General features: G+C 63.8%; 10 protein-coding genes and 1 pseudogene. 5 read left to right on the forward strand and 6 right to left on the reverse strand.

Going from position 1 to position 14,086, the window contains the following annotated elements; translation table 11 throughout:
- Positions 1-41: 41 nt before the first annotated feature.
- Genes WJU18_RS13815 through WJU18_RS13835 form a run of 5 tightly spaced genes read right to left on the reverse strand, consistent with a single transcriptional unit; the run spans position 42 to position 5,734 of the window.
- The gene (locus tag WJU18_RS13815; RefSeq protein WP_423460607.1) at positions 42-320 is read right to left on the reverse strand and encodes a K+/H+ antiporter subunit F; all 279 of its coding nucleotides are present in this window, start codon (positions 318-320) and stop codon (positions 42-44) included.
- Positions 317-808 carry a Na+/H+ antiporter subunit E gene (locus WJU18_RS13820; protein WP_423460608.1) on the reverse strand — a complete coding sequence of 164 codons (492 nt, stop codon included), beginning with the start codon at positions 806-808 and terminating at the stop codon, positions 317-319. Before WJU18_RS13820 ends, WJU18_RS13815 begins: the two co-directional genes overlap by 4 nt.
- Positions 805-2,502: a monovalent cation/H+ antiporter subunit D gene (locus WJU18_RS13825; RefSeq protein ID WP_423460609.1), complete on the reverse strand. Its 1,698-nt coding sequence runs from the start codon at positions 2,500-2,502 to the stop codon at positions 805-807. Before WJU18_RS13825 ends, WJU18_RS13820 begins: the two co-directional genes overlap by 4 nt.
- Positions 2,499-2,840, reverse strand: coding sequence for a Na+/H+ antiporter subunit C (locus WJU18_RS13830; protein WP_423460610.1), 342 nt, complete (start codon positions 2,838-2,840; stop codon positions 2,499-2,501). The genes WJU18_RS13825 and WJU18_RS13830 overlap by 4 nt, the downstream gene beginning before the upstream one ends.
- Positions 2,840-5,734 carry a monovalent cation/H+ antiporter subunit A gene (locus WJU18_RS13835; RefSeq protein ID WP_423460611.1) on the reverse strand — a complete coding sequence of 965 codons (2,895 nt, stop codon included), beginning with the start codon at positions 5,732-5,734 and terminating at the stop codon, positions 2,840-2,842. Before WJU18_RS13835 ends, WJU18_RS13830 begins: the two co-directional genes overlap by 1 nt.
- 77 nt (positions 5,735-5,811) lie before the next feature.
- Here WJU18_RS13835 and WJU18_RS13840 point away from each other — a divergent pair.
- From WJU18_RS13840 to WJU18_RS13855, 4 genes and pseudogenes are all read left to right on the forward strand, one after another.
- Positions 5,812-6,462 (forward strand): annotated as a pseudogene (locus WJU18_RS13840) (response regulator); the annotation flags it as partial.
- Between the two features lie 369 nt (positions 6,463-6,831).
- Positions 6,832-8,580 carry an ABC transporter permease gene (locus WJU18_RS13845; protein WP_423460612.1) on the forward strand — a complete coding sequence of 583 codons (1,749 nt, stop codon included), beginning with the start codon at positions 6,832-6,834 and terminating at the stop codon, positions 8,578-8,580.
- Positions 8,581-8,602: 22 nt separating this feature from the next.
- Entirely contained in the window at positions 8,603-9,931 is a 1,329-nt protein-coding gene (locus WJU18_RS13850) for an AAA-associated domain-containing protein (RefSeq protein ID WP_423460613.1), read from the forward strand.
- 87 nt (positions 9,932-10,018) lie between these two features.
- Positions 10,019-11,407 carry an ATP-binding protein gene (locus WJU18_RS13855; protein ID WP_423460614.1) on the forward strand — a complete coding sequence of 463 codons (1,389 nt, stop codon included), beginning with the start codon at positions 10,019-10,021 and terminating at the stop codon, positions 11,405-11,407.
- Between the two features lie 8 nt (positions 11,408-11,415).
- Here the strand turns inward: WJU18_RS13855 and WJU18_RS13860 are convergent, their stop codons facing one another.
- A complete protein-coding gene (locus WJU18_RS13860; RefSeq protein ID WP_423460615.1) occupies positions 11,416-12,327 on the reverse strand; it encodes an acyl-CoA thioesterase in 912 nt (303 codons plus the stop codon).
- Positions 12,328-12,508: 181 nt separating this feature from the next.
- On the opposite strand from WJU18_RS13860, the gene WJU18_RS13865 reads away from it, so the two are divergent.
- Positions 12,509-14,017: a DegQ family serine endoprotease gene (locus tag WJU18_RS13865; protein ID WP_423460616.1), complete on the forward strand. Its 1,509-nt coding sequence runs from the start codon at positions 12,509-12,511 to the stop codon at positions 14,015-14,017.
- Positions 14,018-14,086 lie beyond the last annotated feature (69 nt).

The raw sequence follows: 14,086 nt of genomic DNA on the forward strand, positions 1-14,086 counted from the left end.
GTGGCCGATCCCCATCTTCGGTGGGGCCCCTCGTCCTTGGCTCATTCGATCACCTCTCCCCTCAGCAAGAATTTCGCCATGGCTGCAGAACTGACGAAGCCAAACAGGGCCATCAGCAGGGCGGCTTCAAAATAAGTGCTGCTGGCGTAGCGGATGCCCACGACGAGAATCACCAGCGTGCCGATGATGTAGATGAAATCCAGCGCCAGCACGCGGTCCTGGGCGGCGGGACCGCGAAGGACCCGCCATAAGGCCAGCAGCATGGCGACGCCGTAGGCGCACAGCGTGAAAACAATGGCGTAGGTCAGCAGAGGGCTCATGACTCGAAGATCTTTCGCAGGGGGGCCTCGTAGCGCTCCTTGTAGTGCGCGATGAAAGCTTCATCATCCGTGGCGTTCCAGGCATGGAGCATCACGGAGCTGGCATCCCGGGCCAACTCGCACCACACCGTGCCGGGCACCACGGTGGTAATCGTCGCGAGGGCAGCCAAGGCGCTGGGGTCCCGGAGATCCAATGGAATCACGATGAAGCGGCTCTCTGGAGGACGCCGCTTGGCGGTCAGCACGCCGCTCAACACCTCCAGATTGGAGAGCAGAACGTCATAGCCCACCACCAGGATCAGACGCGCCAGCACCAGCGGATGCCGGATCCTTGCACGCCCCGGGCGCAAAGGTTCGAACAGAACCGGCAGCAGGATGCCAAGCACCACCGCAAGAATGATCTGCCCAGCACTGACCGAGCGATTCAGCACCAGCCACATGACCACCAGCGCGGCGGAGAGCAGGGGAGCAGGGAATAGCTTGTTCATCGTCTCAAGCCTCCTTCTCCCGAGGCGGTGGGTGAGGGGACCGGCTTGGTTGAAATCACGGTTCCGATGTACTCCTTGGGATCATGCAGGCCGCGGGCCGTGGCATTGGTGTAGCGCAGCACCGCGTCGGCCTGCCATACCAGCACGGCCACGAGCAGTAGCAGGGCGCCGATGGGCAGCGTTTCAATGACACGCAGGCGAGGCACGGGCCGGCCTTGTGGCGCCCAGAAGTAGCGCACACCGGCGCGGGACAGCCCGATAGTGGTCAGCAGGCCGCCACCAATCAGCAAGCCCATCAGCACCCAGGCCGCCAAGGGCGGGCTGGCGTCCTGGCCCATACCCACAGGGTTGAGCAGTGCCGAAAGCATCACGAATTTGCCCACGAAGCCGGAAAGTGGCGGCAGGCCGGCCATGGTGAGTACGCAGGCGATGAAGGCCAGGCCCAGAAAAGCCATGGCGGCCGGGATGGCTTGGCCGATCAGGGCGGTTTCGTCGTCATCCAGGTTCACATCGCGCGTGGGCATCAGGTCGACCGGATAGGCAAAAGCCTCGTCCATCTCCAGTTCACTGATGTAGGAAGGCTTTTCATCCTCCTCCCGCGAACGCTCGATCAACTCGATGAGCAGGAAAAACGCGCTCACGGCCAGGGTGGAACCAAGGGCGTAGTAGAGCGCCCCCGTGACCTTCGGCTGCCCGAAGCCCAGCGCGGCCATCAGGGTGCCGGAAGACAGAATGACGCAAAACGCCGCCATTCGCCCCAGGCGCTGAGTGGCGATGACGCCAATGGCACCGAAGGCCAGTGTGGCCAGGCCGATCCAGATCAAAGCGGAGCCGCCGAACAATGCCGAAACTCCCGCATCCTGCGGGAATAGCAGAGTCCACACCCGAAGCACGGAGTACACCCCCAGCTTCGTCATGATGGCGAACAAGGCCGCGACGGGCGCCGATGCCGCCGAGTAGGCCGGCGCCAACCAGAAGTTGAGTGGCCAGGCGCCCGCTTTCACCAGAAAGGCGATCGCCAGAATGGCCGCGCCAGCATGCAGGAGCCCTCGGTCATTTTCGCCAATGGCCGGCACCATGATGGCCATGTCGGCCAGGTTCAGGGTACCGGTGACACCGTAGAGAATGGCCACGCCGATCAGGAACATGCTGGAAGCCAGCAGGTTCACCGCGATGTAATGCAGCCCGGAGCGCACGCGGGGCCATCCGGAGCCATGCAGCAACAGGCCGTAGGAGGCCGTCAGCATGATCTCGAAAAACACGAACAGATTGAACAGGTCAGCCGTCAGGAAGGCCCCGTTCAGGCCCATCAATTGCAATTGGAACAACGGATGGAAGTGCACCCCCGCCTTGTGCCAGCGGGCGACGGCGAACAGCAGCCCGCCGAGCCCGAGGATGGACGACAGCAGCAGCATCATGGCCGAGAGGCGGTCGGCTACCAGCACGATGCCATAGGGCACCGGCCAGTTCGAAGGCAGGTAGACGCCCACCGCCTGGGGCCCGCCCATCTTTTGCGCCCAGTACACCAACGCGATAGCGACGAACAGACCCAGCAGGCACGACACCACATTGACCACGGCCTTCAGTGGCCGGCGTGTATCGCCCAGCAGCAGCATCAGCACCGCGGTGCCCATAGGCAGCAGGATGGGCGCGATGATCAGGTGCGGCATCAACCGCTCGATCAGATGGCTCATTCGCGCTCCTCACCATCAACATGGTCGGTGTCGGAAAGGCCCCGGGAGGCCATCAGCACCACCAGAAAGAGCGCCGAGGTGGCAAAGCCAATGACGATCGCCGTCAGCACCAGCGACTGCGGCAATGGGTCGGTGTAGTTTTCCAGATTGGGTACCAGGCCGGGTGTGACGATGGGCTCCTTGTCGAGCAAAAGGCTGCCCATGGCGAAGATGAAGAGGTTGACCGCGTATGACAACAGGCTGAGACCCATCAGCACCTGAAAGGTTCGGGGGCGCAGCACCAGCCACACGCCAGAGCCCCCGAGGATGCCGATCACGATGGTCAGAATGATTTCCATTAGCCAGCCTCCCCAGGTTGTGCAGGCTTGCGGTGGCTACGCACCGATTGGTGAGCCAGCGCGGTCAGAATCAGCAGGGTGGAGCCGACCACCACCGCGAACACGCCCGCATCGAAGAACAACGCGCTGGATACATGGATTTCGCCCACCACGGGCAGCGTGAAGTGCGCCATGTGCGTGGTCAGGAACGGATAGCCGAAGTACAACGCGCCCAGCCCGGTGCACAAGGCCAGCAGCATGCCCACGGCGATCCAGCGGATCACCCGGAGTTGGAGGTGGGCCTCCACCCAATGGGTTCCGGCGACGATGTACTGCGTGAGAAAGGCGATGGACACGACCAGGCCGGCCACGAAGCCTCCGCCTGGCTCGTTGTGCCCGCGCATGAAAAGATAGGCTGCCACCATGCCGGCGATGGGCAGCAGCAGCCGCACCAGAACGGCGGGCACCATCATGTAGCCCAGCGCCGTATCCTCCGCGGTGCGGGGGTTGATGAGGTCGGTTTCCAGATCGGCCGGGATGGACCGCTGTTGCGGCGGTAGCTGGATAACCTCGCGTGGCGGACGGAAGCGCCGCAGCAGCGCATACACCGTGAGCGCCACGATGCCCAGCACGGTGATTTCCCCCATGGTGTCGAAACCGCGGAAATCCACCAACATGACGTTGACGACGTTGGTGCCGCCACCCTCCGGCAATGCACGGTCGATGAAGAAGGGAGAGATACTCTGCGGTGCGGGACGGGTCATCATGGCATAGGCCAACACGGCCATGCCGCTGCCGGCCACCACGGACACCACCAGATCGCGCAGGCGCCGCAGCCGGGTGCGGGTACTGAACGCCGCCTCGTCCGTCGGCAGGCGCTTGGGCAGCCAGCGCAACCCGAGCAGGAACAAAATGGTGGTCACTACTTCCACCGTCAACTGGGTCAGTGCCAAGTCAGGGGCGGAAAACCAGACAAAAGTCAGGCTCACTACCAAGCCTACGCCGCCCACCAGGATCAGCGCAGCCAACCGATGGAATTTGGCCTGGTTGGCAGCGGCCAGCGCACAGATGCAGCCAACCACCCACAGCAACGCGACCGAGATGGTGCCGGGTACGCGCGTGCGGTCGCCCCAGACCAGGCCATGGCGCAGCGATGCCCAAGCTGCCGCAATGGCGGCCAGCACCATCAGCAGCATCTGCGGCTGCAGGCGCGCGGTGGAGAGCAGCCTGAGCAACCCCCGGCTGGCCTTGTCGAGCGCCAGCAATGTGCTTTGGAATAAGTGCTGGCCATCGAGCCGGTGAATCAGCGGTGGCTCATTCAGGCGGCCGCTTTCGAGCTGGCGGCGCAGGAGCAGATACAACACGATGCCGCCAGCCAACGCCACCAGACTCATCACCAGCGGCCTATTGATGCCGTGCCATACGGCCAGGCTGTAGCTGGGCAAGTTGCCGCCCACCACCGGACGCGCGGCCAAGTCAAGCGCCGGGCCGATCGACCACTGGGGGAAGATACCCACAAGCAGGCAGAGCAGCACCAGCACCTCCACCGGCACGCGCATCCAGCGCACGGGTTCATGCGGCTCGCGAGGCAGGTTGGTGGAGGGTTTGCCGAAAAGAACGTCCCACGAAAAACGCAGCGAGTAGGTCACGGCGAAAATGCCCGCCACCGTGGCAGCGATCGGCAGGCCGTAGTCGAGCCAGGGCAGGGCGTGCAGATCGATCGTTTCCGCGAAGAACATCTCTTTCGAGAGAAAACCGTTCAGGAGCGGCACGCCGGCCATGGCCGCGCTGGCCACTAGCGCCAGGGTGCCGGTGATAGGCATGGCCTGGAAGAGCCCGTTGAGGCGGCGGATATCGCGGGTGCCGGTTTCATGGTCGATGATCCCCGCGGCCATGAAGAGCGATGCCTTGAACGTGGCATGGTTCATGATGTGGAACACGGCTGCCACGGCGGCCAGATCGCGGTTCAGGCCCAGCAGGAGGGTGATCAAGCCCAGGTGGCTGATGGTGGAATAAGCCAGCAGGCCTTTCAGGTCGTCCTGGAACATGGCGGCATAGGCGCCAAGCACCAGCGTGATGACCCCCGCGCCGCCCACGAGCCAGAACCACTCGTCGGTGCCCGAAAGCGCTGGCCACAGCCGTGCCAGGAGAAACACGCCGGCCTTCACCATGGTGGCCGAATGCAGGTAGGCCGATACTGGTGTGGGCGCAGCCATGGCCTTGGGCAGCCAGAACTGGAACGGAAACTGGGCGCTCTTGGTCAGCGCGCCAAGCAGCACCAGTACGAGCGTGGGTGTATAGAGCGCATGCGCGCGGATGCGATCTCCGGCTTCCAGCGTTCTTTCGAGATCGTAGCTGCCAACAATGTGGCCCAGCATCAGAACACCCGCCAGCAGGCACAGCCCGCCCGCGCCGGTGACGGTCAGCGCCATGCGGGCGCCGCGCCGCGCGTCCTTGCGGTGGTGCCAGTAGCCGATAAGCAGAAAGCTGAACAGGCTGGTCAGTTCCCAGAAGAACACCAATTGAATGGTATTGCCCGAGAGCACCACGCCCAGCATGGCACCCATGAAAGCCAGGAAGAACGAGAAAAAGCGCGGAACCGGATCTTCCTTGCTCATGTAATAGCGCGCATACAGCGCCACCAGCAGCCCGATCCCGGTCACCAGCGTGGCGAACATCCAGGCGAAGCCGTCCACGCGTAGCACGAGGTTGAGGCCCGCCGAGGGAATCCAGGCCACTTCCTGGCGCAATACCCCGCCATCGCGCAGCGCCGGAAACATCAGCGCCACCTTGAAGAGGGCCGCTCCTGCCGCCAAAGCCGACAAGGTGGCTGCCGTATTGCGCGCATGCGTGGGCAACAGGGCAGCCACCAGGGCGCCGGCGAAAGGCAGAAGAAGCAGGGTGAGTAAATCCATGTAGTCGTTAAGTCTAACGGCCTCCAGCGTTTTTTCCGGTTTAGGCACCTCTGAAAATTCGCGCCAAAATCTCACCCATGCGCATTTTGCTGGCTGAAGACGACACGATGATCGGCGAAGTGGTGCTTGATGCACTGCGTGCCGAAGGCTGGGCTGTTGATTGGGTCAAGGATGGCGGCATGGCCGAGACGGCGCTGGCCACGGCCCACTACGATCTGCTGCTGCTGGATCTGGGTTTGCCCCGCAAGGACGGCCTGGAGGTACTGCGCGCCTTGCGTGCGCGCAAGCAGCGCCTGCCGGTTCTCATAGCTACCGCGCGGGATGCCGTGGCCCAGCGTGTGGAGGGGCTGGATGCGGGGGCGGACGACTACATCGTCAAGCCCTACGACCTCGACGAACTGCTCGCCCGCATCCGGGCGCTTCTGCGCCGCGCCGACGGCCGCGCCGAACCGGTCTACGAATGGGGAGATGTGGCTATCAATCCTGCCACCCGGGAGGTCACGCTGGCCGGTCAGCCCGTCAGCCTGTCCGCACGCGAATGGGCTGTGCTGGAGCCGTTGCTGGCCCGGCCAGGCCGGGTGCTTTCGCGCGCGCAGTTGGAAGAAAAACTTTATTCCTGGCGGGACGATATCAGCAGCAACGCGGTGGAGGTCTATATCCACGGGGTGCGCAAGAAGCTGGGAGCGGGTTTGATCGAGAATCAGCGGGGACTTGGGTACAGGGTCCCCCCAAGATGTGACCCCCCTGAGGCGCTGGCGCGCCTTCCCCCAGGGGACGCAGCCAGCGGCCTGGCGGAGCCAGCTCCGCGGCTGCCCTGGTTTGGCCTGCTCCGCGGCCTTCTGATTTGACTCCTTCCCCCTTTGGGGGCGCCCGGCGTAGGGGAAGGTTGGGATGGGGGCTTTCACGGCGTTTGATCTGAATGGGCTTTTGCTGCAGTTAAGGCTCTCCTTTCCCCCGTTGGCGGGAAAGGAGCAGGGCGCTGCGACCAGGCACTAGGCGGCTTCCTCTAATTTTCAAAAAATTCACAGGTCAGACACAAATCGGCGTTTATTTGTCGTCTAATCTGCCGCGCGGCGCGAGTTGCCGCCCCCCAAGCGATGAACTTCAGTTTCGACCTCAAGCGCACGGCCATTGTGTCGGTGGCCCGGTTGCTGCCCAATCGCTGGGATTTGGTGGCTTTTGCGCTTGTGGTCGGCTTGTTGGCAATGATGGCCATCGGGTTCGAGGAAACCATGGCGCCCATGGCCACGCTGCAGGCGCATCCGGTGTCGCTCGATCCGGCCGCTTTGCCCGAATATGCGTTGCGCACCACGCTGCGCATGCTGGCGGCTATGGTGGTGTCGCTGGTGTTCACGCTGCTGTATGGCACTCTGGCAGCAAAGAACCGGCGTGCCGAGAAGCTGCTGATTCCCATGCTTGACATCCTGCAGTCCGTTCCGGTGTTGGGCTATATCTCATTCACCGTGACCTTCTTCCTGGCCTTGCTCCCGGGGCGGGTAATGGGGGCCGAGTTCGCGGCCATTTTCGCGATCTTCACCAGCCAGGCCTGGAACATGACTTTCAGCTTCTATCAGTCGCTGCGTACCGTGCCGCGCGATCTGCTGGAGGTCTCGCGCGGATTTCACCTCACGGGTTGGCAGAAGTTCTGGAAACTGGAAGTGCCCTTTGCCATGCCCGGGCTCATCTGGAACATGATGATGTCGATGTCCGGCGCATGGTTCTTCGTGGTGGCTTCGGAAGCCATCACGGTGGGGCGGACTACGCTGACCTTGCCTGGCATCGGCTCCTATCTGGCACTGGCCATCGCGGAGCGTGATCTCCAAGCCATTGGCTGGGTGATCCTGACCATGGTGCTGGTGATCGTGGCCTATGACCAGCTTCTGTTCCGTCCCCTCGTGGCCTGGGCCGACAAATTCCGCATGGAGAACACGGCCTCGGGCAACGCGCCGCAATCATGGCTGCTCGGCCTTGTGCGCCGTACACGTGTCGTGCACCGCTTGCTGGCCCCGGCAGGGGCGCTGCTGGGCTATGTGGCCCGCCTGCCACTGCGCCTGCGGTCATCGTCTGCCTCCGCACGTGCGGTGGAAGGAGCTGCTGCATCACGTGCGGCAGATTGGATATGGAGCGCCGTGTTGCTGCTGGCGCTGGGCTACGTGGCCTGGCGCGTGACGGCCTACGTGGCCACCGGTGTGGGTTGGGCGGAGGTCGGCAAGGTACTGGTGCTGGGTTTGATCACCCTGGTACGGGTGGCCGCACTGATCCTGATTGCATCGGTTATCTGGGTGCCACTCGGCGTGCTGATCGGACTGCGCCCCGCGCTGGCCGAACGCATCCAGCCGCTGGTGCAGTTTCTGGCGGCGTTCCCGGCCAACCTGCTGTTCCCGGTGTTCGTGATCGTGATCGTGCACTTCGGGCTCAACCCCGATATATGGCTTTCGCCGCTGATCGTGCTGGGCACGCAGTGGTACATCCTGTTCAATGTGATTGCCGGTGCCAGCGCCTATCCTAATGATTACCGGGAGGTGGCGGCTAACTTCCGCATCCGGGGCTGGCAATGGTGGCGCAAGCTGATGCTGCCGGGTATTTTCCCGTATTACGTCACAGGGGCCATCACAGCTTCCGGCGGTGCCTGGAACGCCAGCATCGTGGCCGAATACGTGCAGTGGGGCGAAACCAGGATCGCCGCGCACGGGTTGGGCGCCTACATCGCTCAAACCACGGCAAACGGCGATTTTCCCAAGATCATTCTAGGCATCGCGGTGATGGCCTTGTTTGTCACACTGTTCAACCGCCTGGTGTGGCGCCCGTTGTATGCCTACGCAGAATCACGGCTGCGGCTCGACTGAACCCTAGATTGGAAGCACACATATGTCCACTCAAGTCACAGTCACGCCTTCGCCAGCCCCGCGCGCGCTCGGTGCCGAGATCCTGCGCGTGCAGGACGTATGCCGCGGCTTCAAGAAGTCACAGGGTGACGTGCTGGTACTTGACGGCGTCAATCTCTCGCTGCGCGAAGGCGAAATCGTCGGTTTGCTGGGGCGCTCGGGCTCGGGCAAATCCACGCTGCTCCGCATCATCTGCGGCTTGATCGAGCCGAGTTCGGGTGGCGTCACCTACCGCGGCAAGGCTTTGCGCGGCGCCGCCGAAGGGGTGGCCATGGTGTTCCAGACCTTTGCCTTGTTCCCCTGGCTCACGGTGCTACAGAACGTGGAGGCCGGGCTGGAGGCGCAAGGCGTGCCCGCGGCAGAGCGCCGCCGACGGGCGTTGGCTGCCATTGACCTGATCGGTCTGGATGGTTTCGAAAATGCCTATCCGCGCGAGCTTTCAGGGGGTATGCGCCAGCGCGTCGGCTTCGCGCGTGCGCTGGTGGTCGATCCCACGCTGCTGCTGATGGACGAGCCCTTTTCCGCCCTTGACGTGCTGACAGCCGAAACCCTGCGCACCGATCTGCTCGATCTCTGGACGCAGGCGCGCATGCCGATCCGCTCGATCCTCATCGTGACCCACAACATCGAGGAAGCCGTGTTCATGTGCGATCGCATCCTGGTGCTCTCGTCCAACCCGGGGCGTGTGGCGGCCGAGATCAAGGTGCCGTTCGCCCATCCGCGCAATCGCCTTGATCCTGCGTTTCGCGCCCTGGTGGACGACATCTACGCCAAGATGACGGCGCGCGCCGGGGAGGGGGTCGTACGCAAGGGACTGGAGCTGGGCGCCTGGCTGCCGCCTGTGTCCACCAACCTCATCGCGGGCCTCATCGAAACCCTGGCGGCGGAGCCCTACCATGGCCGGGCCGATCTGCCCGAGATCGCGCGCACCCTGCAACTGGAAGTGGACGACCTGTTCCCGGTGGCCGAGATGCTGCAGCATCTGGGGCTGGCAGAGATGCGGGAGGGCGATATTTTCCTCTCCGCCGCGGGACACCGGTTCGCTGAAGAGGGCACGCAGGAGCGCAAGCAGCTTTTCGCGGAACTGCTGCTGCAGCAGGTGCCGCTGGCCGCGCGCATCCGCCAGGTGCTGGATGAACGCGCCGGCCATCGAGCGCCGCGTGTCCGTTTTGAGCAGGAACTGGAGGATTTCCTCAGCGATGGCGCCGCGGAAACCACGCTGGATGCAGTCATCGCCTGGGGGCGTTATGCTGAAATCTTTTCCTACAACGACCAGACCGAGTTTTTCAGCCTTGACGACGTAGAAGCCTGAGATCTCCGACAACTGCTGGGTTCTCCCTCCCGCGCTGACAGGGGCGAGTCGGGGGCGCAGGCAGCCTTCGCGCTCGGCCAATTCTTGATGAATCCTGAAGCACTTCTTCCGGCTAATTCTCTTCGCGCGCGCCTGACCAGCCTGCTGCTGCTGGCTGTCTTGCTCATCGCTTGCATCCAGGCTGTGGTGACCTGGCGCACGGCCAGCGCGGAGACAGAGGCCGTGTTTGACAGCCAGATGGAGCGCATTGCCCTTTCCCTGACGGGCGGCCTTGCGTCGGCCGTATTGGCAGACGATGCACTGGCCCCCGGTACGGGGGCTGACGATCTCATCATCCAAATCTGGCGTGCGGACGGTGCCATGCTGTATCGCTCGCGTTCGGCGCGCCTCTTGCCACAGCAGGCTGTACTGGGTTTCACCAGCGTGCGCGTGGGTGGAGCGGCCTATCGGGTCTATGCATTGCAAACTCCCTTGCAGGTGATCCAGATTGCCCAGGATCTGGGGTCGCGCCGCCAGGCCGCCGGCCGGCTTGCTCTGCGTGCGGTTCTGCCGGTGGTTGCGCTGGCACCACTGCTGATGCTGATCGTGTGGTGGGTGGTGGGCCGCGCATTGGCTCCGGTTGAGCGTGTGCGCCGCCAGGTGGCAGCGCGCCGCGCCCACGATTTGGCGCCCTTGTCCACCGAGGGGCTGCCGGCCGAGGTGCTGCCCCTGGTGACGGAAATGAACGGCCTGCTGGCGCGCCTGGCCGCTGCATGGAATGCGTTGCAGAATTTCACGGCGGATGCTGCGCACGAGCTGCGTTCGCCGTTGGCCGCGCTGCGCTTGCAGCTCCAGAGCCTGCAGCGCGCGGAAGAGCCTGAGGCGCGCCGCATTGCTTCCGAGCGGCTGCTGGGCGGCATTGACCGGAGTACGCGGCTGGTGGAGCAATTACTTGCCCTGGCCCGGCAGGAAGGCAGCAATGGCGACGCCACCCCACCGGTTGCCGTGAGCCTCGGGCGGCTGGTGCTGAGCGCTGCCCAGGAATTCTCCCGAGAGGCCGAGGCCCGCGGTGTGACACTGGTTGCGCCACCCATGGGATTGGCCGAGCCGCCTGGCGACGACGCCATCATCACAGGGCACCCGGCTGCCCTGGCCGTGCTGCTGCGCAACCTACTCGAAAATGCCCTTCGCTACACACCCGAAGGAGGGCGTGTGCAGGTGCGCGTGGTGAGAGAGCCTACGATCTCTGACCCCAGTGAGCGGCAGGTGCAACTCATCGTCGAGGACTCCGGCCCCGGTATCCCGCCTGAAGAGCGTCAGCGCGTGCTTGACCGCTTTTACCGTGTAGCCGGGGCGGCGGGCCACGGCAGCGGCCTGGGGCTGGCCATCGTCAAGGCCGTGGCCGACCGGCACGGGGCCCGAGTTCAGCTGGATGAGTCACCAGGCCTGGGGGGGCTGCGGGTGATGGTGGAGTTTCCTGCGGGAACCCTTTCGTAAACGTGTGCTCAGACGCGGTCTGATACCGCGCATTCTTGCGTCATGACCACCACTTCGTGTCCATCGCGAGTGCGGACGCGCGCCTCGGAGATTGCCCGCCCGTCACCCAGATCCATCCCGCGGGCATCGACATACAGCCATTCATCGGCCCGGCATGGGGCCAGAAACCACATGGTGTGGTTGACGCTGGCCACGTAGGCGCGGCGCTGCGGCAGTGCCGTCAGCCGGTGCGCCAGCGCGGGATACGTCAACCAGTAGTCGGAAAGATAGGCCAATGCCGCTGCATGCAGGGCCGGATCGCCAGAAAGCTGCTGGCTCGCCCGGATCCAATACCGCAAGCGAGACGATCCGCCCTGCGCCGGCAACAACTCACGTTCAGGATCGATGAGCCGGAAGTCGATGCTCCGCCGGCCTCCGAGCCGGAAATTGGTCACCGCCAGCCGGTCCAGCAGCGGTTGTGGCAACTGATGGTGGTCGCACAGCTCTTCAGGGGCAGGAATATCGAGCGCGCGATGGGGCGGGCGGGCTTCGGCGGCAGAGGCCGCTACGGCGGTCACCTGCGCACTGAACACGAAATCCGTGCCCTGGCGTCCCATGACGTGGCGGTTGGCATACCGGCGGCCATCCTGCAAGCGCTGAACATCGAATTCGATCGGTTGGTCGACGTGCGCGCCACGCAGAAACAGCAATTGCAGTGTGGCCACCCGCCGGTTGGGTTCCACACTGCGCATGGCCGCGGATACCGCCTGGCCAAGCAATTGGCCGCCAAACACGCGGCCGTTGGAGTTGATGTCGCTGGGAGAACTGGTCCGGCAGTTGTCTGCGCCGCCATTCGACGCCAGGGTGAGCAGTTGCTGGATATCGATGGGCTGGGCGGCTTGCTGACTATCCGGCCGCTGTAGGTCATTGTTCACGCTCATGCCAGATCATACCGTATGGTGGCATATTAAAATTCCGCTTGCGCTTCTGGATCGTGAACACGTTCTTGGGGCGCAAACACCTTCTTAAGCTTCATCTAAGTGTCCCCCTCCATATTCGACACGTCCGCCCTTTGAGCTGGTTCTCAGGCGGCGCGTTTTGACGAACGGAAAGGACACTGAAATGAACACGATCGAATTGAAATCGAAGAAACTCGTCGCGGCGCTTCTGGCCGCAGGCGTTCTGGGGGGAATGGGCGCAACGGCGGTGGATCATATGAACACCAACGCGTTTGCGCAGCCGGTGCCGGTGGCTGCCGCAGTGGCGCCGGCCACCCAAACCTTGCCCAGTTTCACGGCCATCACGTCTCGGAACGGCCCTGCCGTGGTCAACATCAGCACCAGCGGCATGCAAAGCGTGTCGGACGACGATGACGATGGCGCCGCTGCGCCGCAGGCCCGCCCGGGGCGCGGCCAGCAGAACCCCATGGATGAGTGGCTGCGCCAGTTCGGCTTTCCGCCCGGCGCGTTCGGGCAGATGCCGGGGCAACAAGGTTCCCAGCAAGTGCCTGTGCGCGGACAGGGGTCCGGCTTCATCATCAGCCCCGACGGTCTGATCATGACCAACGCCCACGTGGTGCGCGGGGCCAAGGATGTCACCGTCAAGCTCACGGATCGGCGCGAATTCAAGGCCAAGGTGCTGGGGGCTGATCCCAAGACCGATATTGCGGTTTTGAAAATCGATGCGCGTGGCCTGCCTACTGTGCCGCTGGGCAGCAGCAAGAACCTGCAACCCGGTGAATGGGTTCTGGCCATTGGCTCGCCGTTCGGTTTCGAAAATAGCGTCACGGCTGGCGTGGTGAGCGCCAAAGGCCGTTCGTTGCCGGACGACAGCGCCGTGCCCTTCATCCAGACCGATGTGGCCGTGAACCCCGGCAACTCCGGAGGCCCGCTGTTCAACTCGGCTGGCGAGGTGGTGGGCATCAACTCCCAGATCTACAGCCGCTCGGGGGGATATCAGGGGTTGTCGTTCTCCATTCCGATCGAGCTGGCGGTGCGGGTGAAAGACCAGATCGTCGCGACCGGCAAGGTGGAGCATGCGCGCCTTGGCGTGACAGTGCAGGAAATCAACCAGGCCTTCGCTGATTCGTTCAAGCTGCCCAAGCCCGAAGGCGCCCTGGTCGCCAATGTGGAAAAAGGCAGTGCCGCCGAAAAGGCCGGCTTGAAGACGGGTGACGTCATTCTGCGCGCCAATGGCCAGCCGATCGTGTCTTCCGGTGATCTGCCCGCGCAGATCGGCATGGTCAAACCGGGCGATACCGTGGCACTCGATGTCTGGCGCGGTGGACATGCCGAGCAACTGACCGCCAAGCTGAGCGGCGACAAAGGCAAGACCGAGCGCCTGGCCGATGCCGCCAACGTTCAGAAAGGTAAGCTTGGCCTGTCTCTCCGGCCCTTGAGCCCGCAGGAAAAGCAGCAGGCCCATGTCGAAGGCGGCCTGCTCATCGAGCAGACCGCTGGCCCCGCCGCCATGGCAGGTGTGCAACCGGGCGACGTACTGATGTCGATCAACGGCCAGCCGGTGAACAGCGCCGAGCAGGCAAGCAGTGTGATCGCCAAGTCGGACAAATCGGTGGCGCTTCTGATCCAGCGCGACGGCGAGCGGATCTTCGTGCCCGTGCGCATCGGTTAACGCGGGGTTTTATCCGGCATTTACTGCCGGTGGAACCCATTTCCTGATGCGGTTACCAAGCTCAGGAAA

The sequence above is a fragment of the Ottowia sp. VDI28 genome, from assembly GCF_049532675.1.
In the GTDB taxonomy this organism is placed as follows: domain Bacteria; phylum Pseudomonadota; class Gammaproteobacteria; order Burkholderiales; family Burkholderiaceae_C; genus Ottowia.

What these genes read in the sequence shown, in the direction of transcription:
- WJU18_RS13815 (WP_423460607.1), bottom strand. Translation starts at nt 320, where the DNA reads ATGAGCCCTCTGCTGACCTACGCCATTGTTTTCACGCTGTGCGCCTAC.
- WJU18_RS13820 (WP_423460608.1), bottom strand. Translation starts at nt 808, where the DNA reads ATGAACAAGCTATTCCCTGCTCCCCTGCTCTCCGCCGCGCTGGTGGTC.
- WJU18_RS13850 (WP_423460613.1), top strand. Translation starts at nt 8,603, where the DNA reads ATGTCCACTCAAGTCACAGTCACGCCTTCGCCAGCCCCGCGCGCGCTC.
- WJU18_RS13860 (WP_423460615.1), bottom strand. Translation starts at nt 12,327, where the DNA reads ATGAGCGTGAACAATGACCTACAGCGGCCGGATAGTCAGCAAGCCGCC.
- WJU18_RS13825 (WP_423460609.1), bottom strand. Translation starts at nt 2,502, where the DNA reads ATGAGCCATCTGATCGAGCGGTTGATGCCGCACCTGATCATCGCGCCC.
- WJU18_RS13835 (WP_423460611.1), bottom strand. Translation starts at nt 5,734, where the DNA reads ATGGATTTACTCACCCTGCTTCTTCTGCCTTTCGCCGGCGCCCTGGTG.
- WJU18_RS13845 (WP_423460612.1), top strand. Translation starts at nt 6,832, where the DNA reads ATGAACTTCAGTTTCGACCTCAAGCGCACGGCCATTGTGTCGGTGGCC.
- WJU18_RS13830 (WP_423460610.1), bottom strand. Translation starts at nt 2,840, where the DNA reads ATGGAAATCATTCTGACCATCGTGATCGGCATCCTCGGGGGCTCTGGC.
- WJU18_RS13855 (WP_423460614.1), top strand. Translation starts at nt 10,019, where the DNA reads ATGAATCCTGAAGCACTTCTTCCGGCTAATTCTCTTCGCGCGCGCCTG.
- WJU18_RS13865 (WP_423460616.1), top strand. Translation starts at nt 12,509, where the DNA reads ATGAACACGATCGAATTGAAATCGAAGAAACTCGTCGCGGCGCTTCTG.